Raw genomic sequence first — 24,371 nt, forward strand, 5'->3', positions numbered from 1 at the left:
ATGACCGCCGTCGAGAGCCGCTCCGCGGCATCCCTCCAGGCATTGCGCCGCGGTCGCCGTTCGCTCCGCCCGATCGACGTCGTGCAGCGGTCCATCGGCTACGCGCTGATCGTGTTGCTCGCGCTGTTCTGCCTCGTGCCGTTCGCGTGGGTCGTGTTCAGCGCGGTCGACGCGGACGCGGGGGCGACGGTGCAGTGGCCGGAGTTCTCGTTCGACAACTTCGTGCGGTTCTTCACCGCCTCGGGCACGCCGCTGCTGCTCGTCAACAGCCTCGTGATCGCCATCGCCTCGACCGCGCTCAACCTCGGGCTCGGGATCGCGGGCGGATACGCGCTGTCGCGATTCGTCTTCCCCGGTCGCCGGTTCTTCATGTTCGCGATCCTGCTCATCCGCGTCATCCCGGCGCCCGCCACGATCGTCGCGCTGTACCTCATCATGGTGAACCTCGGGCTCGCAAACACGCTGCACGGGCTGATCCTCGTGCAGGCCGTCAGCGGCCTGCCGGTCACCCTGTGGCTCATGAAGGGCACCATCGACGCCGTGCCCGTCGAGCTCGAGGAGGCGGCCTGGACCGACGGCAACACGCGACTGCAGGCGGCGCGCCGCATCGTGCTCCCGCTCATCGGCCCGGGACTCGGCGCCGCGGCGATGCTCATGTTCATGGGCTCGTGGGGTGACTTCCTCACGCCGCTCGTGATGCTGCAGAACCAGGACCTGTACCCGCTCGCCATCGGGTTGTTCCGCGCGTTCAGCGAGCGCAACGTCGTCGACTGGGGTCTGCTCGCCGCGAGCGCGGTCGTCTACGTGCTGCCGCCGGCGGTGCTGTACATGCTCGTGCGCAAGCATCTGCTCAAGTCGAGCCTCGGTGGAGCGTTGAAGGGATGACGATGAACGAATCCGCGCGACTCCCCGTTGTCGTGGTGGGTGCGGGGGCGATGGGTGGCGAGTGGATCCGCATGCTCGCCCGGTCGCCGCACGCCGAACCGGTCGGCGTCGTCGACCTCAACGTCGACCTCGCCCGCGAGACCGTCGCCTCGGCCGGTCTCGACGTCGCTGTCGGCGCCTCGCTCGTCGGGGTGGCCGAGGCGTCCGGTGCTCGCGCGGTCGTCAACGTGACCGTGCCGCAAGCGCACCGCGTGGTGAACGAGCAGGCTCTGCGCGCGGGCCTGCCCGTGCTGTGCGAGAAGCCGCTCGCTCCGACGGTGGCGGAGGCGCTGCGCCAGGTCGCGCTGGCCGACCTCACCGGCGGTCTGCTCATGGTCAGCCAGTCCCGGCGGTACTTCAACCACCTGGCGGCGTTCCGTCAGGCGGTCGCCGCGCTCGGTCCGCTCGGGGCCGTGCACGCCCAGTTCTTCCACGAGGACCACGAACCCGGATTCCGCGAGCAGATGGCGCATCCGCTGCTCGTCGACATGTCGGTGCACCACTTCGACATGCTGCGCTACCTCAGCGACGATGAGCCGGTGAGCGTGCGCTGCGACTCGTGGAACCCGTCGTGGAGCTGGTTCGCCGGCCACGCCGCGGCGACCGCGACGTTCGAGCTCGCGTCCGGCGCCCGCTTCATCTACTCGGGCAGCCGGGCGACCCCCGGGCTGCAGACCTCGTGGAACGCGGACTGGCACGTGTACGCCGAGAAGGGCGCCGCGCACTGGGACGGCGACTTCGTCGTCGAGACGGATGCCGAAGGCGTCGAGTTCGAGGTGCCGGACCGCAGCGAGAGCATCGAGGGGTCGCTCGAGGAGTTCGTCGGTGCATTGCGCACGGGCACGACCCCGCAGAACGAGGTGCGCGCCAACGTGCTCACCCTGGCCATGATCGAGGGGGCGATCCGCAGCAGCGACCGCGGTGGCGAGAAGGTCGTCATCGCGGACCTCCTCGAGGAGTCGCTCGCCCAGGCCATCGCCGACGAGCAGCGCGACGACGTCGCGGGCCTCCTGCGCTCATGGACCAGTGCCGCCGACGGCATCGCCACACCGGCCTGGGGATCGATCCCGGCCCCGATCGCGTCAGGAGGCGCCCATTGACCACCTCAACCACCGAGAAGAAGGCCATCCGGGTCGTCGTCTGGGGCGAGAACCGGCACGAGCAGGTCAACGCGGTCGTGCGCGGCATCTACCCGGACGGCATGCACAGCACCATCGCGGAGGGCATCACCCGCCTGCTCGGCGACGACGTCACCGTCACGACGCGGGTGCTCGACGACCCGGAGCACGGCATGACCGAGGAGCTGCTCGCGCAGACCGACGTGCTGCTGTGGTGGGGGCACACCGCCCATGAAGAGGTGTCGGACGAGGTCGTGGACCGCATCCAGAAGCACGTGCTCGAAGGCATGGGCATCATCGTGCTGCACTCGGGGCACCACTCGAAGATCTTCCGGCGCCTCATGGGCACCACCTGCAGCCTGCGCTGGCGCAACGACAACGACGGCGAGCTCATCTGGACCGTCTCGCCGCGTCATCCCATCGCCGAGGGGGTGCCGCAGCCGCTCGTCATCCCCGGACAGGAGATGTACGGCGAGTTCTTCGACATCCCCGAACCCGACGAGCTCATCTTCATCAGCAGCTTCTCGGGCGGTGAGGTGTTCCGCAGCGGCATCACCTACCGCCGCGGCTACGGCAAGGTGTTCTACTTCAGCCCGGGCGACGAGATCTTCCCCGTCTACCACCACCCCGACGTGCAGCGCGTTATCGCGAACGGCGTGAAGTGGGCCCACTCCGAGCGGGCGCGCGAGTCGTACCTGATCACGCCGATGTACGTCTCCGGCGAGTTCGACCGCCCCGTGCTCACCTCGCCCGAGGGCCTCGTCGACTACTACACCCGTGAGCTCATCGCGCCGCGGGAGACCGCCGACTGACGCGCTGGGCGCGCAGATCACGTCGAGCGTGCCCGTTCCGGACGCCTCGGCGCCGGAATCGCACCGTTCACGTCCGGAACGGGCACGCCGGGCGTGCCGACCACGTCGAGCGTGCCCGTTCGCGACACTTTTCCGCTGTTTCGGTGCAATTTCTGTCGCCAACGGGCACGCTCGGCGGTGGGACGACACGGGACGCGACGCACGCACGCCGCGGGGCCCGCGGGCGGACGACCGGCGTGCGGCGTCAGTCCTCCCAGAACCGCGGGCCGGGGCCCTCGCGGCCGTGCTCGTCGCGCGGGTTCTGCAGCGCGCACACGCCGAGGCTGAGGCACCCGCATCCGATGCAGTCGGTCAGGTCGCTGCGCAAGTGCTCGAGCTGGCGGATGCGCCGGTCGAGGTCGTCGCGCCACACCGCACTCAGCCGCTCCCAGTCGTGCCGGGTCGGGGTGCGCGCCGCGGGCAGGGTGCCGAGCGCGTCCCGGATCTCGGCGAGCGAGATGCCGATGCGCTGCGCGGTGCGGATGAACGCGATCCGTCGCAGCACCTCGCGCTTGTACCGCCGCTGGTTGCCCGCCGTGCGGGTGGAGTGGATGAGGCCCTCGCGTTCGTAGAAGTGCAGCGTCGAGACGGTGACCCCGCTGCGCCGGGCGACGTCGCCGACCGTCAGGATCGCGCGCGGGCCGCCCTCGATGTGCACGTCGCCCATCCGGCCTCCTTGACCTCAACCATAGTCGAGGTTCTAGCGTGGACGGCATGTCCTCTCCGCCGACCTCCCCGCTCACGCCCGGTTACCGCCTGCTCACCGTCGGCATGATCGCCCTCGTCGCGCTCGGCGCCTTCGAGGCGCTCGCCGTGACGACCGCGATGCCGACGATCGTGCACGAACTCGACGGACTCGCGCTCTTCGCCTTCGCGTTCGCCGGGCCGCTCGCGAGCGGGGTCGTCGGCATGGTGGTCGCCGCGAACTGGTCCGACCGGTCCGGACCGCGTACGCCGCTGCTGGTCATGGTCGCGCTGTTCCTCATCGGGGTGCTCGTCGCCGGATGGGCGGGCGACATGCCGACGGTGGTGGCCGGGCGGCTCGTGCACGGCGCCGGCGGCGGCGGTCTCATCGTGGCCCTCTACGTCGTGGTCGGCCGCGCGTACCCGCAGCCGATGCATCCGCGGGTGTTCGCGGCCTTCGCCGCGGCCTGGGTGGTGCCCTCGCTCATCGGTCCGCTCATCGCGGGGCTCGTGACCGAGCACCTCGGTTGGCGCTGGGTGTTCCTCGGGGTCGCCGCGCTCGTCGTGCTCGCCCTCGCGGCCGTGCTGCCGGCACTGCGCCGGCCCGAACTGCGCACTCCGCCCTCCGGCGAACCCGAACGCTGGCGCTGGGGCCGCATCCTCGTCGGCTGCGCCCTCGCCCTCGTCGTGCTCGCGCTGCACCTCGTCTCCGGCGCGGCCGAGCGGCTCGACTGGCCCGTCGTGGCTGGCGCGATCGCCGTGGGCGTCGTCGGCGTGGCGTTCACCCTCCGCCCGCTCGTGCCCGCCGGCACCTTCACCGTCCGCCGCGGACTGCCCGGGGCGGTCGCGTTGCGCGGGCTCTCCGCATCCGCCTACCTTGCGACCGAGGCGTACGTGCCGCTCCTGCTCACCGAGCGCTTCGGTTTCACGCCCTCCCTCGCCGGCCTCGCGCTCACCGCCGGGGCGGTGACGTGGTCGCTCGCGTCGTGGGTGCAGACGAAGGTGCCTGCCGACCGGGGCGACGGCGCCATCGTGCGGGTCGCCTCGGTGCTGCTCGCGGGGGCGATCGCGCTCGTGCTGTTCGTGTCGGTGACGGATGCCCTGCCCTGGCTCGCCCTCGGCGGATGGGCGCTCGCCGGCGCCGGCATGGGGCTCATGACTCCGCGGTTCTCGGTGCTCGTGCTGCGGCACTCCCCGGAGCGGGAACAGGGGTTCAACTCCGCCGCGGGCACCATCGCGGAGTACACCGGCATGGCGGTGCTGCTCGCCTTCACCGGGGCCCTCCACCTCGCCCTGCTCGCCGTCGGCGGGGTCGCGCCGTTCGTCGGAGTGTTCGTCGCCGGGCTCGTCGTCGCCGTCGTGCTCGTCGCCCTCGCCGGGAGAGTGGATGCGGTCGCGCCGACCGGAGCCGAGGAGGTGGCGGATGCGCGCCGTCAGACAGCGTGAGTTCGGCGGACCCGAGGTGCTCGTCGTCGAGACCGTCGACGACCCCGCGCCCGGCTCCGACGAGGTCGTCATCGCGGTGGAGGCCGCCGGGGTGCACGCCCTCGACACGACGCTGCGCGCCGGAGCCGCCGGACCGGCGGGCGCGGCGACGCTCCCGATGACACCCGGGCGCGAGGTCGCGGGTCGTGTCGTCGCCCTGGGGGCCGACGTCGATGCCGCCTGGTCGGGGGCGCGCGTCGTCGCGCACCTCGGATGGCGCAGCGGCGGCTACGCGGAGCGGGCGGTGGTCGCGGCGTCGGCGCTGCACCGCCTGCCCGACCGGCTCGACGCCGCCTCCGCGGTCGCGCTCATCGGCACCGGCCGCACGGCCCACGCCGCGATCGACGCGGCCGCGCTGTCACGCCGGGATCTCGTGCTCGTCCCCGGCGCCACCGGTGGCCTCGGTTCGCAGATCGTGCAACTCGCCGTCGACGTCGGCTGCACCGTCGTCGCCCTCGTCGGGGGCGAGCGCAAGGCGGAGATCGCCCGCGCGTCCCTCGCCCACTCCGTGGTCGACTACGCGGAAGAGGACTGGCCGGACGCCCTCCGGCGGGTGCTGGGCGACCGACGCGCCGACGTGCTCTTCGACGGAGTCGGGGGAGCGGTCGCATCGACCCTGTTCGACGCGCTCGGCACACGCGGCCGGACGGTCGTGATCGGCTGGTCCTCCGGTACGCCGCTCACCGTCGACGGGGCGGCGCTCGCCTCGCGCGGGCTCACCGTGACGGCGGCGATCGGTCCCGCGGTCCTGGCGCGCCCCGGCTACCTGCGCGAACTCGAGACGCGCGCCCTCGCGAGCGGCGCCGACGGCACCGTCGTGCCGGCCGTGCACCGCTTCACCCTCGACGAGGCCGCCGACGCCCACCGCGCGATCGAGCAGCGTCGGGCCCTCGGCAAGGTCGTGCTGCTGCCTTGACCGAGCTCGTCAGCGCGCCTCGAGCCCGCGACCCACGCGGGAGTGGCGTCGACCGTAGGCGAGGTAGATCACCATCCCGATGAGCAGCCACACCAGGAAGCGCACCCAGGTGAGCGTCGTCAGGTTGAGCATGAGCCAGACGCACAGAGCCGCGGAGACGAGCGGCAGCACCGGGGAGAACGGCACCCGGAAGGCGCGCGGCAGGTCGGGCCGGGTGCGACGCAGCACGATGATGCCGACGCTCACGAGCACGAACGCCGAGAGCGTGCCGATGTTGATCATCTCCTCGAGCAGCCCCACGTCGGTGAAGGCCGCGACCACGGCGACGAGCGCTCCGGCGATGATCTGAACGCGCGCCGGCGTCTTGCGGGTGGCCGAGGTCTTCGACAGCCAGCGCGGCAGCAGACCGTCGCGGCTCATCGAGAACACGATCCGCGACAACCCCAGCAGCAGCACCATGATGACGGTCGTGAGTCCGGCGAGCGCGCCGATCGAGATGATCGCGGCGGCCCAGTCGGCACCGACGAGCGTGAACGCGGTGGCGAGCGAGGGCTCCTCCGAACTGGCGAGATCGCGGTACGACACCATGCCGGTGAGCACGATCGAGACGAGCACGTAGAGCAGCGTCACGATCGCGAGGCCCAGGAACACGCCGCGCACGAGCGTCTTCTGCGGGTTGCGCACCTCCTCGGCGCTCGTCACGACGACGTCGAAACCGATGAACGCGAAGAACACCAGGGCCGCCGCCGCGAGCACCCCGAAGGCGCCGTACTGCGCCGGCGCGGCACCCGAGAGCCACGAGAAGAGCGACTGGCTCCACACATCCGAGGCTCCGCCCTCGGTCGGCTCCGACGCGGGCACGAACGGCGTGTAGTTCTCGACGCGGATGAAGAAGAAGCCGGCGACGATCACGAACAGCACGATGCCGACCTTGATGATCGTGAACACGCTGCCGACGCGCGCGGTGAGCTTGGTTCCGGCGACGAGCAGCGCGGTGAAGACGGCGACGACGAGGAACGCCGGCCAGCTGACGTCGATGCCCGCGATCTGCACCGTGGCCGGGATCGGCACGTTCCACACCTGGAACACCTCCGCGAGGTAGACGCCCCAGTACTTGGCGAGCACGGCGGATCCGGTGAACATCTCGAGGATGAGGTCCCAGCCGATGATCCAGGCGAGGAACTCGCCCATCGTCGCGTAGGTGAACGTGTACGCACTCCCGGCGACGGGGATCGTCGAGGCGAACTCCGCGTAACACATGATCGCGAGCGCACAGGTGAGGGCTGCGAGCACGAACGAGAGGGTGACCGCGGGGCCGGCGAAGCTCGCCGCCGCGTTCGCTCCGACCGAGAAGATGCCCGCGCCGACGGCGACGGCGACGCCCATGAGCGTGAGGTCCCAGGTGCCGAGGGTGCGCGTGAGACTGCGCTCCGCATCGGTGGTGTCGGCGATGGAGGCTTCGACGGACTTCGTTCGCCAGTTCATGCGGCCCTTTCCGGTGGTACGTGGTGCGGCGTCGCCGTCCCGCGGCCGACGCGGCACCCATGGTGGCATCCGGAGCGGCGTCGCGCGACCCGGGGGGCCGTCTTCCGGGGCGTGCGCTCAGCGTCGCGTTCGGCGCCGCAGCAGGTGACGCAGGCGCCCCCGCAGCACGGCGAGCGGCCGGCGCCGCCGTTCGCGGTGCAGCCGCTCCACGTCGCGGCGGACGGCGGCCATCCGCTCGCGTCGTCCATGCTCGTCGTCGTCGACGGGCGCGACGGCGGGCAGCTTCGAGCGCAGGATGTCGTCGAGTGCCGCGCGCCGGGCGACCGTGAGCTGCGCGTCGAGGTACTCGTCGTCGTCGGCGCACTGCCGGAGCCGGCGCGCCATCAGGCGATTCACCTCGGCGCGCAGGATGAGTGTGGGCGCGTCCTCTTCGCGGTAGTCGTCCTGGCTGCGCGCGGGCCCGCGTCGTCCGCGTGCCCCCTCGCGAGCGCGCTCGAGCCGCGCGGCCTCGACCTGGCGCTCGCGCGCGAGCTCGAGCAGCCGGTCGCGCACGGCCAGTCGCAGCACCGGAGCGCTCGCGGCGTCGCCCTCGCGGAATGCGGCCACGATGATGAGGTTCTTGATCGCGAGCCGCAGCGCCGACCCGGCGATCAGCATGCCCTCCTCGACGAGCACCTCGACCGGCGGAGGCTCCGGGCGGGGCCGCGCAGCACGCCGCGGCTTGTCGGTGCCGTCGGTCATCCGCCGCCTCCTCGCCCGCTCCTTCCGAACGTACCAGCGGGCACCGCGACGGCGCCCGTGCATAATGGTGGCGACCGGATGTGACCGTACACATTCGCCGACGACGCCGGGGGTTCCGTGACAGCCGAAGGGCAGAAGCCGGCGCGATCCCTCAACATCCGTGACATCGCCAAGCTCGCCGGAGTGTCGTACCAGACCGTCTCGCGCGTGCTCAACGACTCCCCGAGCATCCGGCCCGAGACGCGTCAGCGCGTGCTCGACGTCATCGAGCAGACGGGGTTCCGGCCCAATCAGGCGGCGCGCGCCCTCGTCACGAGCAAGACCGGCACGATCGGCGTGCTCGTCGCCTCGCAGGATGCGTCGTACGGCATCCAGACGATGACGTACGCGGTCGAGGCGGCCGCGCGCGAGGCGGGCTATCGCGTGAGCATCACGAGTTGCGCGAGCGACGACGCGTCGGTGCACGAGGCGCTGGACCGGCTCGTGCAGCAGGCCGTCGAGGCGGTCGTGGTCGTCGCGCCTCAGGTGCGCGTCTTCCGGGCGATGTTCGCGGCGTCGCTGCGCGTGCCGTTCGTGACGCTCGACTCGACCCGCCGCGACATCGGCCACAGCATCTCGGTGGACCAGTTCGCGGGCGCGCGACTCGCGACCTCGCACCTCATCGAGCTCGGACACGAGCGGATCATCCACCTCGCCGGCCCGCAGGACTGGATCGAGGCGGAGGCCCGGATGCAGGGCTACCTCTTCGAACTGACCGAGCGCGACCTGCCCGTCACCCCGCCGATCCTCGGCGACTGGACCGCCGACTTCGGCTACCGCGCGGGGGTGGAGCTGCTCTGGCGGCGCGACTTCACCGCGGTCTTCGCCGCGAGCGACCTCATGGCGCTCGGCCTGCTGCACGCGTTCCGCGAGGCGGGCGTCGACGTGCCCGGCGAGGTGAGCATCGTCGGCTTCGACGACATCCCCGAATCCGCGCACTTCTGGCCGCCGCTCACGACGATCCGGCAGAACTTCGCCGAGACGGGGCGCCGCGCGGTCGGGCTGCTCGTGGCCGAACTCCGCTCGGAGCGCGTCGCCCAGCCGTCCCCGATCCAACCGGAACTCGTGGTGCGTGACACCACGGCGCACGCACCCTGACGCGGGGTTTGACAGCGCGCAGATGGCGCATTACCGTTGCTCCATCATGTGACCGGTCACATGGAACGGGATGCGGATCGCGCATCCGGCCGACATCGGCGTCGAACGCAGGAGGAAACGGTGCGAACCACGACTGGGCCGACCGTGCATCGCAACGGGGGTGACCCGGATGCCCGCTGAACCGACCATCCTCGAGATGCGTTCGATCACGAAAGAGTTCCCGGGCGTCAAGGCGCTCTCGAACGTGTCGCTCAAGGTCGCCGCGGGAGAGATCCACGCCATCTGCGGCGAGAACGGCGCCGGCAAGTCCACGCTCATGAAGGTGCTGTCGGGCGTATACCCCTACGGCAGCTACACCGGCGAGATCGTCTACCAGGGCCAGGAGGTCCGGTTCCGCGACATCCGCTCGAGCGAGGCCGAGGGCATCGTCATCATCCACCAAGAGCTCGCGCTCATCCCCGAGCTCTCGATCACCGAGAACATCTTCCTCGGCAACGAGCCGCGGCGATTCGGCGTGATCGACTGGCAGGCGGCGAAGAGCCGGGCGGTCGAACTGCTCGCCCGCGTCGGCCTCCGCGACGACCCCGACACCCAGATCAAGCACCTCGGCGTCGGCAAGCAGCAGCTCGTCGAGATCGCGAAGGCCCTGCACAAGTCGGTCAAGCTGCTCATCCTCGACGAGCCGACCGCCGCCCTCAACGAGAGCGACTCGCAGCACCTGCTCGACCTCATCCTCGGCCTCAAGGGCAAGGGGATCAGCTCGATCATCATCAGCCACAAGCTCAACGAGATCGAGCAGATCGCCGACTCGATCACGATCCTGCGCGACGGCAAGAGCATCGAGACCCTCGACGTGAAAGCCGACGGTGTCGACGAGGACCGCATCATCCGCGGCATGGTCGGCCGCAGCCTGCAGAGCCGGTTCCCCGACCACACCCCCGAGATCGGCGAGGTGTTCTTCGAGGTGCGCAACTGGACCGTGCGGCACCCGCAGGTGCCCGAACGGCTCGTGTGCAAGAACGAGAGCCTCGTGGTGCGGCGCGGCGAGATCGTCGGTCTCGCCGGTCTGATGGGCGCCGGTCGCACCGAGCTCGCGATGAGCCTCTTCGGCCGTTCCTACGGCATCTACGAGTCGGGCACGATCATCAAGGACGGCAAGGAGATCGAGCTCCGCAGCGTCTCCGACGCGATCGACCACGGTCTCGCCTACGTGAGCGAGGACCGCAAGGTGCTCGGACTCAACCTGCTCGACGACATCAAGCGGTCGATCGTCTCCGCGAAGCTCGGCAAGATCTCGCGCGGCGGTGTCGTCAACGACTTCAAGGAGCGCATCGCCTCCGAGGAGTACCGCAAGAGCCTGCGCATCAAGACCCCCACGGTCGACGAGGGGGTGGGCAAGCTCTCCGGCGGCAACCAGCAGAAGGTCGTGCTGGCGAAGTGGATGTTCACCGACCCCGACCTGCTCATCCTCGACGAGCCGACGCGCGGCATCGACGTGGGCGCCAAGTTCGAGATCTACGGCATCATCCAGCAGCTCGCCGCCCAGGGGAAGGGCGTCATCGTCATCTCCTCCGAGCTGCCCGAACTGCTCGGCATCTCCGATCGCATCTACACGATCTTCGAAGGCGCCATCACCGCCGACATCCCGGCCTCCCAGGCCGACCCCGAATCCCTCATGCGCAGCATGACGAGCAACCAGAAGAAGGTCACCCAGCGATGAGCGACACCACCGCGAAGACCAAGTCCGGAGGCATCCGCGACCTCCGCAAGATGTTCGGCGGCTCCCAGTCGTCGGGACGCCAGTTCGGCATCCTCGGCGCCCTCGTCGCGATCATCGTGCTCTTCCAGATCCTCACCGGCGGCAAGACGCTCGAGCCGGGCAACCTGATCAACCTCGTCAACGGCAACGCCTACGTGCTCGTGCTCGCGATCGGCATGGTGATGGTGATCATCGCCGGCCACATCGACCTGTCGGTCGGATCGGTCGCGGCCTTCGTCGGCATCGTCGTCGCGAAGGCGATGACCGAATGGGGGATCGCCTGGCCGCTCGCGATCATCCTCGGACTCGTGCTCGGCGCGCTCGTCGGAGCGTGGCAGGGGTTCTGGGTCGCCTACGTCGGCATCCCCGCGTTCATCGTGACGCTCGCCGGCATGCTCCTCTTCCGCGGAGCGAACCAGGCGATCGGCGACTCGACGGCCGTCGCGGTGCCGCGTGACTTCACCTTCATCGGCGGCGGCTTCCTGCCGGAGGTCGGCCCGAACACCGGCTACAACAACCTCACGCTGCTGCTCGGTCTGCTCGTTGCGGCCGCGATCGTCTGGCAGGAGTGGCGACTGCGTCGCACCCAGACCCGCATGGCGGCGGACAAGGCTCCGCTGTGGGTCAGCGTCACCAAGGTCGTGCTGCTGCTCGCCGTCGTGGTCTTCGCGACCCTGCTCTTCGCCGGTGGCCGTGTCGGCACGAGCTACCCGATCGCGGGCATCATCCTCGCCGTGCTCGTGCTCGGCTACTCGTTCCTCACCAACAGCACCACGATCGGCCGCCACATCTACGCGGTCGGCGGCAACTGGCGTGCGGCCGAGCTCTCCGGCGTCAAGATCCGTCGCGTCAACTTCTTCGTCATGGCGAACATGTCCGTCATCGCGGCGCTCGCCGGGATGCTCTGGATCGCCCGTTCGGTGGCCTCCGGCCCCGGCGACGGCACGGGCTGGGAGCTCGACGCGATCGCCGCGGTGTTCATCGGCGGCGCCGCCGTCGCCGGCGGCATCGGCACGATCGTCGGGTCGATCATCGGCGGTCTCGTCATCGCGGTGCTCAACAACGGCCTGCAGCTGCTCTCCGCGGGTGCCGACGTCGTGCAGATCACGAAGGGACTCGTGCTGCTGCTCGCCGTCGCCATCGACGTGCTGAGCAAGAGCCAGGGCCGCCCGTCGATCATCGGCCGCCTGCAGCGCTCGCGCTCGAGCGAGACGCCGGCCGGACCGCAGCCCCCGGCGCCCACCGCGACCTCGGGTGCCACCACCCCGAACGCTTGATCTTCTCCTCGCACCACCAACCCCAACCACACAAGAAAGAGATGCACATGCGAAAGATCGCATTGGCGACGGTCGCCGTCGCCGCCACCGCAGCACTGGCGCTCGGCGGATGCTCGTCGCGCACCGACGAGGGAACCTCCGGCGGAACCGAAGAGGGTTTCGCCGCTGACTCCTCGATCGGCGTCGCGCTGCCCGACAAGACCTCGGAGAACTGGGTGCTCGCGGGCGACCTGTTCACGGAGGGCCTCGAAGAGGCCGGGTTCAAGGCGGACGTGCAGTACGCGCCGGCCAACAACACCGTGCCCGAGCAGCAGAACCAGATCAGCTCGATGGTCACCAACGGCGCGAAGGTCATCATCATCGGCGCGAAGGACAGCGCCCAGCTCTCCGCTCAGGTCGAGCAGGCCAAGCAGTCCGGCGCCGTCGTCATCGCCTACGACCGTCTGATCACGAACACCGAGGCCGTCGACTACTACCTCGCGTTCGACAACTTCAAGGTCGGCCAGCTGCAGGGCCAGGCGCTCCTCGACGGTCTCGCCGAGAAGTACCCGGACGCCGACACTTACAACATCGAGCTGTTCGCCGGTTCTCCCGACGACAACAACGCCAAGGTGTTCTTCGACGGCGCCATGGAGGTGCTCCAGCCGAAGATCGACGACGGCACCCTCAATGTCGTGTCGGGCCAGACCGGCTTCGAGCAGGTCGTGACCCAGGGCTGGCTCGCGCAGAACGCGCAGAGCCGCATGGACACCGTCCTCGCCGGCAACTACACCGGCACCGAGCTGCACGGTGTGCTCTCGCCGAACGACACCCTCGCCCGCGCGATCATCGAGTCGACCCGCGCCGCCGGCAAGCCGCTGCCCGTCGTGACCGGTCAGGACTCCGAGGTCGAGTCGGTCAAGTCGATCGTCGCCGGTGAGCAGTACATGACCATCTACAAGGACACCCGCGCCCTCGTGCAGGCGGCCATCGACATGGTCAAGACCCTGCAGGCCGGCGACGAGCCCGAGGTCAACGACACCGAGACGTACGACAACGGCGTGAAGGTCGTGCCGTCGTTCCTGCTCGACCCGGTGGTCGTCACCAAGGAGAACGCCGCCGACGCGTACGCCGACAACGACACGCTCTCCGCGCTCACCAAGTAAGCCCGCGCTGCCTCCGGGCAGCAGCATGACGGACGCCCCGGCCGCACGGCCGGGGCGTCCGTTCTTTGCCTCGACCGAGGGGTGGCGGGGCGCCCGGAGTGCTCCTAGGTTGGGCGGATGACGCCGGATGACGCCGCCCTCGATCCGTCGACTCTCGCGCTCGCTCTCGTGACCGAAAACTCCTTCCTCACCCTCGCCACCGCGGGGTCCGACGGTGCGCCGTGGGCGTCTCCCGTCTGGTTCGCGGCGCGCGGGCTCGACGAGTTCGTGTGGGCGTCGAAACCGGGGGCGCGCCACTCCCGCAACATCGCCGAGAACCCGCGGGTGTCGCTCGTCGTCTTCGACTCCTCGGCCGCGCCGGGGGCGGGGAGCGCGCTCTACGTCACCGCCCACGCCGCCCTCGTCGATGAGGCGGTGTTCGCCGATGCGCTCGCGGTCTACAACGCCCGGTCCGTCGAGCGGGGGCTCGGCGAATGGGATGCGGAGAAGCTGCGGGCACCGGCGCGACATCGGCTGTACCGCGCCGTCGTCCGCGAGGCGTTCGTGCTCGACGACCACGACGAGAGGATCCCGCTTCCCTGACGGAGGCCGCCCCCGCGCCCAGTGCGCATCCGCTGCCGTGACGCACCGCATCCGCAGCGGCCCATAATGGGCAGTCACAGCGGAAGGACGCGCGGGGTGACGATCGAGGTGCGGCGGCGGCCGAACATGCACGACGTCGCCGCGCGCGCCGGGGTGTCGCACCAGACCGTGTCGCGGGTGCTGAACGGCTTCGCCGGCATCCGCCCCGACACGCGTGCCCGGGTGCTCGCCGCGATCGACGAGCTCGGCTACCGCCCGAACCAGGCGGCGCGCGCCCTCGTCACGAGCCGGTCGCGCACGATCGGCGTGTTGAGCGAGTCGTCGGCGCAGTACGGACCGGCGACCGCGCTGCACGCGCTCGAGGTCGCGGCACGCAGCGCCGGATACCGCGCGCTCGTCACGAGCAGCACGGGCGACGACGAATCCGTGCGGGCCGGGCTCGAGTTCCTGCTCGGGCAGTCCGTCGAGGCGCTCGTCGTGATCGCCTCCCAGCGGTCCATCCGTGACGCGCTCGCGGGAACCGCGGTGCCCGTGCCCATGGTCACCCTCGACTCGCTCGACGACGACGACCACGACGCGCTCTACGTCGACCAGTACGAAGGCGCGCTGTTGGCGACCCGCCACCTCGTCGAGCTCGGACACTCGCGCATCCTGCACCTCGGCGGTCCGCCGGAATGGGGCGACGCCCGCGCGCGGCGTCAGGCGTACACCGACGTGCTGCGCGAGGCCGGGCTCGAGCCGCTCCCGGTGCTGCTGGGCGACTGGATGCCCGGAGCCGGGTACGCCGCGGGGGAGCAGTTCGCGCGCCGCCGGCCGGCGACGGCGGTGTTCTGCGCGAACGACCAGATGGCGCTCGGGTTCGTGCACGCCGTCACGGCGGCCGGACTCAGTGTGCCCGGCGACGTCAGCGTCGTCGGGTTCGACGACATCCCGGAGGCCGCGCACTTCCTGCCGCCGCTGACGACCGTGCGGCAGGACTTCGCCGAACTCGGCCGCCGCGCGATCGACGTGCTGCTCGCCGAGCTCTCGGGCGACCGCGAGGCCGTGCACGCCCCGGTGCCCGCCCGCTTCGTCGAACGCGCCTCCACCGCCCCGCCCGCCTGAGCGGCACCCTCTGGGGGGCGGCGGCGGCGGCCGCTGCGCGCGCGGTCCGGTGCGCCGTCGTCCGGAGCGCGCCGGTCTGGTGCGCCGCCATCCGGAGCGCGGCGGTCTGGTGCGCCGCCATCCGTGCAGCGAGAGCGGAGGATCGCGGCGACGCGCCGTGCGGCGGTGCTGTCCCCCGGCGTGGCGGCTCTGCCATCCGCTCTCGCTGTCGGTCGCTGCCGGTCGACGGCAACCGCCCGAGCGGCCGGGTGCCGCTGTCTCCCGCTGGCGGCCGACCCCTTCTGGCGGGAAGTGAGTCGGCCGCCGCCATCCGTGCAGCGAGAGCGGATGATCGCGGCGGCGCGCCGTGCGGAGGTGCTGTTGCCCGGCGTGGCGGCTCTCCGATCCGCTCTTGCTGCCGGTCGTTGCCGGTCGACGGCAACCGCCCGACCGCCCCGATGCCGCTGTTCCCCGCCGGCGGTCGGCCCCTTCTGGCGGGGAGAGCGAGCCGGCCGCCGCCGTCCGCTGCAGTGAGAGCGGATGACCGCGGCGGCGCGCCGTGCGGCCGTGCTGTTCTCCGGCGTGGCGGCTTCCGGATCCGCTGTCGCTGCCGGTCGGCGGTGGGCGCCCGACCGCCCCGAGAGGTCACGATCGCCCGAGTGTTGGGGAGAAGCGGTGACACGGATGCGGCTCGGGGAGCAGGATGACCCGGGCGCGCTCCGGCGTGCCGCACACCGGTGTGCGGCGGCACCCGCAACGCCCGGATGGTGGACGGATTGGGTGAAACGGCGCCGAGCAGGCACAATGGTCCGGCACTGATGTGAACGTGAACATCGCGGACGCGGCGCGAGCCGGAGAGCGACGAAGGAGTCGGAGTGGTCGACGAGGAGGTCGGGGTGGCTGAAGCCGCGCGGCGGGTCGGAGCGGGAAGCTCCGACGGTGAGAAGTACGTGATCGGCATCGACTACGGCACCCTGTCGGGTCGTGCCCTCGTCGTGCGGGTGTCGGATGGGGCGGAGCTCGCGAGCGCCGTGCACGAGTACCCGCACGCGGTCATCGAGGACGCCCTGCCGGCGACCGGACGCAAGCTGCCCCCGGAGTGGGCGCTGCAGGTGCCGGCCGATTACATCGAGGTGCTCAAGACCGCCGTGCCCGAGGCGGTCCGCGCCGCCGGCATCGACCCGGCCGACGTGATCGGTGTCGGGACGGACTTCACCGCATCCACCCCGCTGCCGGTGCTCGAGGACGGCACGCCGCTGTGCGAGCTCGACGAGTTCCGTGAGAACCCGCACGCCTACGTGAAGCTGTGGAAGCACCACGCCGCATCCGGCCAGTCCGAGCGCATCAACACCCTCGCGGCCGAGCGCGGGGAGTCGTGGCTGCCCCGCTACGGCGGATTCATCTCGAGCGAGTGGGAGTTCGCGAAGGGCCTGCAGGTGCTCGAAGAGGCACCCGAGGTCTACGAGCGGATGGACCACTGGGTCGAAGCGGCCGACTGGATCGTCTGGCAGCTGAGCGGCCGCTACGTGCGCAACGCCTGCACCGCCGGCTACAAGGCGATCCTGCAGGACGGCGAGTACCCGAGCGAGGAGTTCCTCGGCGCACTCAACCCCGACTTCTCCCGCTTCGCGATCGACAAGGTCGCCCACGAGATCGGGCAGCTCGGCGACGCCGCCGGCACCCTCACCGCCCAGGCCGCCGAGTGGACGGGACTGCCGGAAGGCATCGCGGTCGCCGTCGGCAACGTCGACGCGCACGTCACCGCACCCGCCGCGCAGTCGGTCGACCCTGGGCAGATGGTCGCGATCATGGGCACCTCGACCTGCCACGTGATGAACGCCGAGTCGCGCGTCGACGTGCAGGGCATGTGCGGCGTCGTCGACGGCGGCATCGTGAAGGGCCTCTACGGATACGAGGCCGGCCAGTCCGGTGTCGGCGACATCTTCGCCTGGTACGTCAAGAACCAGGTGCCCGCCCGCTACGCCGAGCAGGCCGCCGAGCGCGGCATGAGCGTGCACGAGCTGCTCACCGAGCTGTCGCAGGACCAGCCGGTCGGCGGCCACGGACTCATCGCGCTCGACTGGCACAGCGGCAACCGCTCCGTGCTCGTCGACCACCAGCTCTCCGGACTGCTCGTCGGCGCGACCCTCACCACGCGCGCCGAAGAGGTCTACCGCGCGCTGCTCGAGGCCACCGCGTTCGGCACGCGCCGCATCGTCGAGGCGTTCGCGGAGGCCGGCGTGCCGGTGACCGAGTTCGTCGCCGCCGGCGGCCTCATCCGCAACCCGTTCCTCATGCAGACCTACAGCAACGTGTTGCGGATGCCGATCTCGGTCATCGGGAGCGAGCAGGGCCCCGCGCTCGGCTCCGCCATCCACGCGGCCGTCGCCGCCGGCGCCTATGCGGATGTGCGCGAGGCCGGACAGGCGATGGGTCGCGTCGAGCGGGCGAAGTACACGCCCGACGAGGCCGCGTCCGACGCGTACGACGAGCTGTACTCGCACTACCTGCAGCTGCACGACCACTTCGGCCGTGGCGGCCACCCGGTCATGCGCGAACTCAAGCGCATCAAGAGGGAGGCCCTCGCGTGAGCGACTTCACCCCCGAGGTGCAGGAGGCGATCGACCGCGTACGTGCGGACGTCGCGCGCCTGCACGCCGAACTCGTGCGCTACAACCTCGTCGTCTGGACCGGCGGCAACATCTCCGGCCGGGTGCCCGGTGCGGACCTGTTCGTCATCAAGCCGTCGGGCGTCGGCTACGACGACCTGACGCCGGAGAACCAGATCCTCTGCGACCTCGACGGCAACGTCATCCCGGGCACTCCCGGCAGCGACCGCAGCCCGTCGAGCGACACCGCCGCGCACGCCTACGTGTATCGGAACATGCCGGACGTCGGCGGCGTCGTGCACACCCACTCCACCTACGCCACGGCGTGGGCCGCGCGCGGCGAGGCCGTGCCGTGCGTCATCACCGGGCAAGCCGACGAGTTCGGCGGCGAGATCCCGGTCGGACCGTTCGCGATCATCGGCGACGACTCGATCGGCCGCGGCATCGTCGCGACCCTCACCGGTCACCGCTCGCGCGCCGTGCTCATGCAGAACCACGGGGTGTTCACGATCGGCAAGGATGCGAAGGATGCGGTGAAGGCCGCGGTCATGGCGGAGGACTCCGCACGCACCGTGCACATCTCCCGCCAGCTCGGCGAGCCGATCCCCATTCCCCCGGAGAGCATCGACCGGCTCTTCGACCGCTACCAGAACGTGTACGGGCAGACCCCGCAAGGCGCCCTCGGCGCATCCGGAACCGACGAAGGAGACCGACAGTGACCAGCATCGTCCCCGACCTCAAGCGCTACGAGGTCTGGTTCGTCACCGGCAGCCAGAACCTCTACGGCGAGGAGACGCTGCGCCAGGTCGCCGAGCAGTCGCAGGAGGTCGTGCGCGGACTGCAGCACACCACGGACATCCCTGTCACGGTCGTCTGGAAGCCGGTGCTCAAGGATGCGGACTCGATCCGCCGCCTCGCCCTCGAGGTCAACGCAGCCGACAACGTGATCGGCGTCATCGCCTGGATGCACACCTTCAGCCCGGCGAAGATGTGGATCGGCGGACTGGATGCGCTGCGCAAGCCCCTGCTGCACCTGCACACCCAGGCGAACGTCGACCTGCCGTGGGGCGAGATCGACTTCGACTTCATGAACCTCAACCAGGCCGCGCACGGCGACCGCGAGTTCGGCTACATCCAGGCCCGCCTCGGCGTCGCCCGCACGACGGTCGTCGGCCACGTCTCGAACCCCGCCGTCACCGCCCGCATCGGCACCTGGAGCCGCGCCGCCGCCGGCTGGGCGGCCACGCACGCGCTCAAGCTCGCACGGTTCGGCGACAACATGCGCTACGTCGCCGTCACCGAGGGTGACAAGACCGAGGCCGAGCTGCGCTTCGGCGTGCAGGTCAACACGTGGGGCGTGAACGAGCTCGCGGATGCGGTGCACGCGACCACGGATGCCGACATCGACGAGTTGGTCGGCGTCTACCTCGACTCCTACGACGTCGCACCCGAGCTGCTGCCCGGTGCCGACCGGCACGAGTCGCTGCGCTACGGCGCGCGCATCGAGCTCGGACTGCGCTCGTTCCTCACGGCGGGCGACTTCTCGGCGTTCACGACGAGCTTCGAAGACCTCGGCGCCCTCCGTCAGCTGCCCGGACTCGCCGTGCAGCGCCTCATGGCCGACGGCTACGGCTTCGGCGCCGAGGGCGACTGGAAGACCGCCATCCTCGTGCGCGCCGCCGCGGTCATGGGCGCCGGTCTGCCCGGTGGGGCGAGCCTCATGGAGGACTACACCTACCACCTCGAGCCCGGCAACGAGCTCATCCTCGGTGCCCACATGCTCGAGGTGAACCCCGCCCTCTCGAGCGAGCGGGCGCGCCTCGAAGTGCATCCGCTCGGCATCGGAGGCAAGGAGGACCCGGTTCGTCTGGTCTTCACCGCCGACGCCGGTCCGGCCGTCGTCGTCGCGATGAGCGACATGCGCGACCGATTCCGCCTCGTCGCCAACGTCGTCGAGAACGTCGCGCTGCCGGAGCCCATGCCGAAGCTCCCCGTCGGGCACGCGGTCTGGAAGCCCGCACCCGACTTCGCGACCTCCGCCGCCGCGTGGCTCACCGCGGGTGCCGCCCATCACACGGTGATGAGCACGCAGATCGGTGTCGACGTGTTCCGCGACTTCGCCGAGATCGCCCGCACCGAACTGCTCGTCATCGACGAGACGACGACCCTGCGCGAGTTCGCCAAGGAGGTGCGCTGGAACGCGGCGTACTACCGGCTCGCGCAGGGGCTCTGACTTGCCGGCAACCGCCGGAAAGGATCCGTCCCCCGACGGATCGCACCACCAAGAGGAATCACGAAAGGAACCACAGTGAAGAAGAGGAAGCTCCTCGCCGGCATCGCTGCCACGGGTGCTCTGGCCTTCGCTCTCGCCGGCTGCTCCGGCGGACGTGGCGGCGGCGGAGAGGCCGCAGAGGGATCGAACGAAGGCGCCCTCATCGGCGTCGCGATGCCCACCCAGACCTCCGAGCGCTGGATCGACGACGGCGACAACGTCAAGGCGAAGCTCGAGGATCTCGGCTACAAGGTCGACCTGCAGTACGCGGACGACAAGGTCGAAGACCAGATCTCGCAGATCGAGGCCATGCTCAACAAGGGCGCGAAGGCGCTCATCATCGCGTCGATCGACGGCACCGCGCTGACGCAGGTGCTCGAGACCGCCGCCGAGGACGACGTCAAGGTCATCGCCTACGACCGCCTCATCAACGGGTCGCCGAACGTGGACTACTACGTCACGTTCGACAACTTCGAGGTCGGCGTGCAGCAGGGCACGTCGCTCCTCACCGGCCTCGGTCTCGTGGACGAGAGCGGCGAGCCGACCGGCGACACCACCCCGAAGACGATCGAGCTGTTCGCCGGAAGCCCCGACGACAACAACGCCCGCTTCTTCTTCGACGGCGCCATGTCGGTCATCCAGCCCTTCATCGACTCCGGCCAGATCACGGTCGGCTCGGGTCAGACCGCCTTCGAGCAGGTCGCCATCCAGCAGTGGAAGCTCGAGGGCGCGCAGGCCCGCATGGAGAACCTGCTCGGCCTCGCCTACGGCGGCGGCGAGCAGCTCGACGGCGTCCTCGCGCCGTACGACGGTCTCTCGCGCGGCATCATCAACGCGCTGAAGGGCAACGGCTACTCGGCCGACGAGCTGCCGATCATCACGGGTCAGGATGCCGAGAAGGCCTCCGACCGCCTCATCCTCGAGGGCGAGCAGTACTCGACCATCTTCAAGGACACGCGACTGCTCGGCGACACCGCCGCCGAGTTCGTCGACGCCCTGCTGAACGGCGAGGAGCCCGAGGTCAACGACACCGAGACGTACGACAACGGCGAGAAGATCGTGCCGGCGTTCCTGCACGAATCGGTGATCATCACGAAGGACAACCTCATCGAGGAAGTGGTCGACAGCGGCTACTACACCCAGGAGGAAGTCGAGTCCGGGGAGTAATCCCCGCTCCACTCCGGCCGGCGGGAGCGCGAGCTCCCGCCGGCCGCCCCCACCCCACACCCGAGCTCCAGAAAGGCACGCCCATGGCAGGCCACATCCTCGAGATGCGCGGCATCACCAAGACGTTCCCCGGCGTGAAGGCGCTGCAGGACGTGACCTTGGAGGTCGAACGCGGCGAGGTGCACGCGATCTGCGGCGAGAACGGCGCAGGCAAGTCCACCCTCATGAAGGTGCTGTCGGGCGTCTACCCGCACGGCAGCTACGACGGCGACATCGTCTTCGAGGGCGAGACGGTGCAGTTCGCGAACATCCGCGACAGTGAACGCAGCGGCATCGTCATCATCCACCAGGAGCTGGCCCTCAGCCCCTACCTCTCGATCGCCGAGAACATCTTCCTCGGCAACGAGCGCCGCAAGAACGGCCTCATCGACTGGAACGCCACCAACCTCGAAGCGGTCAAGCTGCTCACGCAGGTGGGGCTCAAAGACAACCCGATCACCAAGATCACCGACATCGGGGTGGGCAAGCAGCAGCTCGTCGAGATCGCGAAGGCGCTGTCGAAGGACGTGAAGCTGCTCATCCTCGACGAGCCGACGGCCGCCCTGAACGACGAGGACTCCGCGCACCTGCTCGGCCTCATCGGCCAGCTCAAGGAACGCGGCATCACCTCGATCATCATCAGTCACAAGCTCAACGAGATCCGGGCCGTGGCCGACAAGGTCACGATCATCCGCGACGGACGCACCATCGAGACCCTCGACCTCGCCCACGACGAGATCAGCGAGGACCGCATCATCCGCGGCATGGTCGGCCGCGACCTCGAACATCGCTACCCGGAGCGCACCCCGAAGATCGGCGAGGAGGTGCTGCGCATCGAGGACTGGACCGTGCACCACCCGCTCGAGCACAGCCGCGTCGTCGTCGACAACGCGTCGCTCAGCGTGCGTGCCGGCGAGGTCGTCGGCATCGCCGGGCTCATGGGTGCCGGACGCACCGAGCTCGCGATGAGCGTCTTCGGCCGTTCGTACGGCGCCAACATCTCGGGCCGCGTCTTCGTGCACGGCAAGGAGGTGCGCACCCGCACCGTCGGCGAGGCGATCGCGAACGGCATCGCCTACGCGACGGAGGATCGCAAGCGGTACGGACTCAACCTCATCGACGACATCAAGCGCAACGTCTCCGGGGCCGGGCTGCGCAAGCTCGCGAAGGGCGGCTGGGTCGACGCGAACCGCGAGTTCCTCGTCGCGAACGACTACCGCAAGTCGATGAACATCAAGGCCCCGTCGGTCGGGTCGATCACCGGCAAGCTCTCCGGCGGCAACCAGCAGAAGGTCGTGCTGTCGAAGTGGATGTTCACGGATCCGGAGGTGCTCATCCTCGATGAGCCCACCCGCGGGATCGACGTGGGCGCGAAGTACGAGATCTACACGATCATCAATCAGCTCGCGGCGCAGGGGAAGGCGATCCTCGTCATCTCGTCCGAACTGCCCGAGCTGCTCGGCATCTGCGATCGGATCTACACCCTCTCGGAGGGCCGCATCACGGCGGACATCCCGATCGCCGAGGCCAACCCCGAGATCCTCATGACCTACATGACGCAAGAGAAGGAGAACGCGTAATGCCCGCCCTCACCGAGGCCGTCGGCTTCCTCACCAGCCGACTGAGGCAGATCGGCATCTTCATCGCCCTCGTGCTGATCGTCGTGCTGTTCCAGATCCTCACCGACGGTGCGCTGCTGCAGTCGCGCAACGTCACGAGCATCGTCGTGCAGAACAGCTACATCCTGATCCTCGCGATCGGCATGGTCATGATCATCATCGCCGGCCACATCGACCTGTCGGTCGGTTCGGTCGTCGCCCTCGTCGGCGCCATATCCGGTGTCTTCATCGTCACGTGGGGCTGGCCCTGGTGGGCCGGCATCCTCGGCGCCATCGTGGTCGGTGGTCTCGTCGGCGCGTGGCAGGGCTTCTGGGTCGCGTACGTCGGGATCCCCGCGTTCATCGTGACGCTCGCGGGCATGCTCACCTTCCGCGGGCTCGCCCAGATGGTGCTGCAGAACCGTCCGATCACGCCGTTCCCCGACGAGTACGTCGCGGTCGGCGCCGGATACCTGCCCGACCCGTCGAACGGCGAGTCGTACCTGGAGTGGGTCACCGTCGCGATCGGCGTCTTCGCGACCGTGTTCCTCGTGCTGCAGCAGCTGCGCGAGCGTCGCGCCCGGGTGAAGCTCAACCTCGAAGACGAGCCGTTCGCGTGGTTCGTCACGAAGATCTCGTTCATCGCGGTGCTCGTGCTCGGCGTCACGTATCTGCTCGCCGGATACCGCGGCACGCCGATCGTGCTCATCATCCTGGCCGTGCTCGTGTTCGTGTACACGGTCGTGATGAACCGCAGCGTGTTCGGCCGCCATATCTACGCGCGCGGCGGCAACCTCAACGCGGCGCAGCTGTCGGGCGTCAACACGAAGCGGGTCGACTTCTGGCTCTTCGTCAACATGGGCGTGCTGAGCGCCATCGCGGGTATCGCGTTCACCGCGCGCAGCAACTCGGCGCTGCCGGGTGCGGGCAACGGATTCGAGCTCGACGCGATCGCCGCGGCCTTCATCGGTGGCGCGGCGGTCACCGGCGGCATCGGCACCGTGACCGGCGCCATGATCGGTGGTCTGATCATGGGCGTGCTCAACAACGGCATGTCGCTGCTCGGCCTCGGAACCGACGTGCAGTCGTTCATCAAGGGCCTCGTGCTGCTGCTCGCCGTCGCGTTCGACGTGTTCAACAAGCGTCGCGCGGCCACCGCGAGCAAGTAGCGGTCGCTCATCCGTCGGGCCCCGGTCGCATCAGCGGCCGGGGCCCTCGGCGTTCCGGCGCCGTCGGCAAGTCGGTTTCCCGTCAGTAGATGCCCCCATCCGGCGGTCGTAAGGGCGCCTACTGACGGGAAACCGGGGCTGCGGGCGCGGGGTGACGCGGGCGCGGCGCGGGGTGGCGGGCGCGGCGCGGGCGGGCGGCGGCGATCCCGTCGCATTCTGCGGGTGGCGGGCGCCCGCACCCGCACTTCGGGACGGCAAACCGGCCCGACGCGGCCCAGTGGGCGCAGCGCGGCGCCGGCGGCAGGTCGGTTTCCCGTCAGTAGTCGCCCT

At 70.0% G+C, this 24,371-nt stretch carries 20 protein-coding genes; 17 read left to right on the forward strand and 3 right to left on the reverse strand.

The genetic code is table 11. The annotated features are described in order from the left end of the window. The 3 genes from CLV46_RS02930 to CLV46_RS02940 are packed head-to-tail and all read left to right on the forward strand — an operon-like array spanning position 1 to position 2,854. Positions 1–885 (forward strand): carbohydrate ABC transporter permease, encoded by an 885-nt coding sequence (locus CLV46_RS02930; RefSeq protein ID WP_100363399.1) that lies wholly within the window; start codon positions 1–3, stop codon positions 883–885. Beyond that, the gene (locus CLV46_RS02935) at positions 882–2,024 is read left to right on the forward strand and encodes a Gfo/Idh/MocA family protein (protein ID WP_211282137.1); all 1,143 of its coding nucleotides are present in this window, start codon (positions 882–884) and stop codon (positions 2,022–2,024) included. Before CLV46_RS02930 ends, CLV46_RS02935 begins: the two co-directional genes overlap by 4 nt. After that, positions 2,021–2,854: a ThuA domain-containing protein gene (locus CLV46_RS02940; protein ID WP_245866455.1), complete on the forward strand. Its 834-nt coding sequence runs from the start codon at positions 2,021–2,023 to the stop codon at positions 2,852–2,854. The genes CLV46_RS02935 and CLV46_RS02940 overlap by 4 nt, the downstream gene beginning before the upstream one ends. 244 nt (positions 2,855–3,098) lie before the next feature. Here CLV46_RS02940 and soxR read toward each other — a convergent pair whose 3' ends face one another. Beyond that, positions 3,099–3,560 carry a redox-sensitive transcriptional activator SoxR gene (soxR, locus tag CLV46_RS02945; RefSeq protein WP_100363402.1) on the reverse strand — a complete coding sequence of 154 codons (462 nt, stop codon included), beginning with the start codon at positions 3,558–3,560 and terminating at the stop codon, positions 3,099–3,101. A gap of 47 nt (positions 3,561–3,607) precedes the next feature. Here soxR and CLV46_RS02950 point away from each other — a divergent pair, with 47 nt between their 5' ends. Beyond that, positions 3,608–5,023 (forward strand): MFS transporter, encoded by a 1,416-nt coding sequence (locus tag CLV46_RS02950; protein ID WP_100365855.1) that lies wholly within the window; start codon positions 3,608–3,610, stop codon positions 5,021–5,023. After that, complete coding sequence (locus CLV46_RS02955; protein ID WP_100363403.1) at positions 5,001–5,978, forward strand: zinc-binding dehydrogenase; 978 nt, start codon at positions 5,001–5,003, stop codon at positions 5,976–5,978. Before CLV46_RS02950 ends, CLV46_RS02955 begins: the two co-directional genes overlap by 23 nt. A 9-nt stretch (positions 5,979–5,987) precedes the next feature. Here the strand turns inward: CLV46_RS02955 and CLV46_RS02960 are convergent, their stop codons facing one another. After that, positions 5,988–7,463 (reverse strand): APC family permease, encoded by a 1,476-nt coding sequence (locus CLV46_RS02960; RefSeq protein WP_100363404.1) that lies wholly within the window; start codon positions 7,461–7,463, stop codon positions 5,988–5,990. A 117-nt stretch (positions 7,464–7,580) separates the two neighbouring features. Continuing rightward, entirely contained in the window at positions 7,581–8,204 is a 624-nt protein-coding gene (locus CLV46_RS02965) for a hypothetical protein (RefSeq protein WP_100363405.1), read from the reverse strand. Positions 8,205–8,321: 117 nt separating this feature from the next. Here CLV46_RS02965 and CLV46_RS02970 point away from each other — a divergent pair, with 117 nt between their 5' ends. The 12 genes from CLV46_RS02970 to mmsB (CLV46_RS03025) all read left to right on the forward strand — a co-directional run bounded on the left by CLV46_RS02970 (position 8,322) and on the right by mmsB (CLV46_RS03025) (position 24,041). Further along, positions 8,322–9,341, forward strand: a complete 1,020-nt coding sequence (locus CLV46_RS02970) for a LacI family DNA-binding transcriptional regulator (RefSeq protein ID WP_100363406.1) — start codon at positions 8,322–8,324, stop codon at positions 9,339–9,341. A gap of 169 nt (positions 9,342–9,510) precedes the next feature. Further along, positions 9,511–11,061 (forward strand): multiple monosaccharide ABC transporter ATP-binding protein, encoded by a 1,551-nt coding sequence (gene mmsA, locus CLV46_RS02975; protein ID WP_100365856.1) that lies wholly within the window; start codon positions 9,511–9,513, stop codon positions 11,059–11,061. Then, positions 11,058–12,377: a multiple monosaccharide ABC transporter permease gene (mmsB, locus tag CLV46_RS02980; RefSeq protein ID WP_100363407.1), complete on the forward strand. Its 1,320-nt coding sequence runs from the start codon at positions 11,058–11,060 to the stop codon at positions 12,375–12,377. Before mmsA (CLV46_RS02975) ends, mmsB (CLV46_RS02980) begins: the two co-directional genes overlap by 4 nt. 47 nt (positions 12,378–12,424) lie before the next feature. Further along, complete coding sequence (locus tag CLV46_RS02985; RefSeq protein WP_100365857.1) at positions 12,425–13,522, forward strand: substrate-binding domain-containing protein; 1,098 nt, start codon at positions 12,425–12,427, stop codon at positions 13,520–13,522. A 117-nt stretch (positions 13,523–13,639) separates the two neighbouring features. Beyond that, positions 13,640–14,104, forward strand: a complete 465-nt coding sequence (locus CLV46_RS02990) for a pyridoxamine 5'-phosphate oxidase family protein (RefSeq protein WP_100363408.1) — start codon at positions 13,640–13,642, stop codon at positions 14,102–14,104. A 96-nt stretch (positions 14,105–14,200) separates the two neighbouring features. Further along, positions 14,201–15,208, forward strand: a complete 1,008-nt coding sequence (locus tag CLV46_RS02995) for a LacI family DNA-binding transcriptional regulator (RefSeq protein WP_245866457.1) — start codon at positions 14,201–14,203, stop codon at positions 15,206–15,208. 875 nt (positions 15,209–16,083) lie between these two features. Further along, a complete protein-coding gene (araB, locus tag CLV46_RS03000) occupies positions 16,084–17,778 on the forward strand; it encodes a ribulokinase (RefSeq protein ID WP_100365858.1) in 1,695 nt (564 codons plus the stop codon). Next, positions 17,775–18,515, forward strand: coding sequence for an L-ribulose-5-phosphate 4-epimerase (locus tag CLV46_RS03005; RefSeq protein WP_100363410.1), 741 nt, complete (start codon positions 17,775–17,777; stop codon positions 18,513–18,515). The genes araB and CLV46_RS03005 overlap by 4 nt, the downstream gene beginning before the upstream one ends. Beyond that, positions 18,512–20,029, forward strand: a complete 1,518-nt coding sequence (gene araA, locus CLV46_RS03010) for an L-arabinose isomerase (protein WP_100363411.1) — start codon at positions 18,512–18,514, stop codon at positions 20,027–20,029. Before CLV46_RS03005 ends, araA begins: the two co-directional genes overlap by 4 nt. 75 nt (positions 20,030–20,104) lie before the next feature. Beyond that, the gene (chvE, locus tag CLV46_RS03015) at positions 20,105–21,235 is read left to right on the forward strand and encodes a multiple monosaccharide ABC transporter substrate-binding protein (protein WP_100363412.1); all 1,131 of its coding nucleotides are present in this window, start codon (positions 20,105–20,107) and stop codon (positions 21,233–21,235) included. Positions 21,236–21,318: 83 nt separating this feature from the next. Beyond that, positions 21,319–22,854: a multiple monosaccharide ABC transporter ATP-binding protein gene (gene mmsA, locus CLV46_RS03020; RefSeq protein WP_100363413.1), complete on the forward strand. Its 1,536-nt coding sequence runs from the start codon at positions 21,319–21,321 to the stop codon at positions 22,852–22,854. Further along, positions 22,854–24,041 (forward strand): multiple monosaccharide ABC transporter permease, encoded by a 1,188-nt coding sequence (gene mmsB, locus CLV46_RS03025; protein ID WP_100363414.1) that lies wholly within the window; start codon positions 22,854–22,856, stop codon positions 24,039–24,041. The genes mmsA (CLV46_RS03020) and mmsB (CLV46_RS03025) overlap by 1 nt, the downstream gene beginning before the upstream one ends. Positions 24,042–24,371: the final 330 nt, after the last annotated feature.

The sequence above is a fragment of the Diaminobutyricimonas aerilata genome, assembly GCF_002797715.1.
In the GTDB taxonomy this organism is placed as follows: Bacteria; Actinomycetota; Actinomycetes; order Actinomycetales; family Microbacteriaceae; genus Diaminobutyricimonas; species Diaminobutyricimonas aerilata.

Excerpts from the sequence above, each read along its gene's own strand:
- CLV46_RS02960 (WP_100363404.1), bottom strand. The coding sequence starts at position 7,463 with ATGAACTGGCGAACGAAGTCCGTCGAAGCCTCCATCGCCGACACCACC.
- mmsB (WP_100363414.1), top strand. The coding sequence starts at position 22,854 with ATGCCCGCCCTCACCGAGGCCGTCGGCTTCCTCACCAGCCGACTGAGG.
- CLV46_RS02990 (WP_100363408.1), top strand. The coding sequence starts at position 13,640 with ATGACGCCGGATGACGCCGCCCTCGATCCGTCGACTCTCGCGCTCGCT.
- mmsB (WP_100363407.1), top strand. The coding sequence starts at position 11,058 with ATGAGCGACACCACCGCGAAGACCAAGTCCGGAGGCATCCGCGACCTC.
- CLV46_RS02955 (WP_100363403.1), top strand. The coding sequence starts at position 5,001 with ATGCGCGCCGTCAGACAGCGTGAGTTCGGCGGACCCGAGGTGCTCGTC.
- CLV46_RS02950 (WP_100365855.1), top strand. The coding sequence starts at position 3,608 with ATGTCCTCTCCGCCGACCTCCCCGCTCACGCCCGGTTACCGCCTGCTC.
- soxR (WP_100363402.1), bottom strand. The coding sequence starts at position 3,560 with ATGGGCGACGTGCACATCGAGGGCGGCCCGCGCGCGATCCTGACGGTC.
- CLV46_RS02965 (WP_100363405.1), bottom strand. The coding sequence starts at position 8,204 with ATGACCGACGGCACCGACAAGCCGCGGCGTGCTGCGCGGCCCCGCCCG.
- mmsA (WP_100363413.1), top strand. The coding sequence starts at position 21,319 with ATGGCAGGCCACATCCTCGAGATGCGCGGCATCACCAAGACGTTCCCC.
- CLV46_RS02935 (WP_211282137.1), top strand. The coding sequence starts at position 882 with ATGACGATGAACGAATCCGCGCGACTCCCCGTTGTCGTGGTGGGTGCG.
- mmsA (WP_100365856.1), top strand. The coding sequence starts at position 9,511 with ATGCCCGCTGAACCGACCATCCTCGAGATGCGTTCGATCACGAAAGAG.
- CLV46_RS02985 (WP_100365857.1), top strand. The coding sequence starts at position 12,425 with ATGCGAAAGATCGCATTGGCGACGGTCGCCGTCGCCGCCACCGCAGCA.
- CLV46_RS02930 (WP_100363399.1), top strand. The coding sequence starts at position 1 with ATGACCGCCGTCGAGAGCCGCTCCGCGGCATCCCTCCAGGCATTGCGC.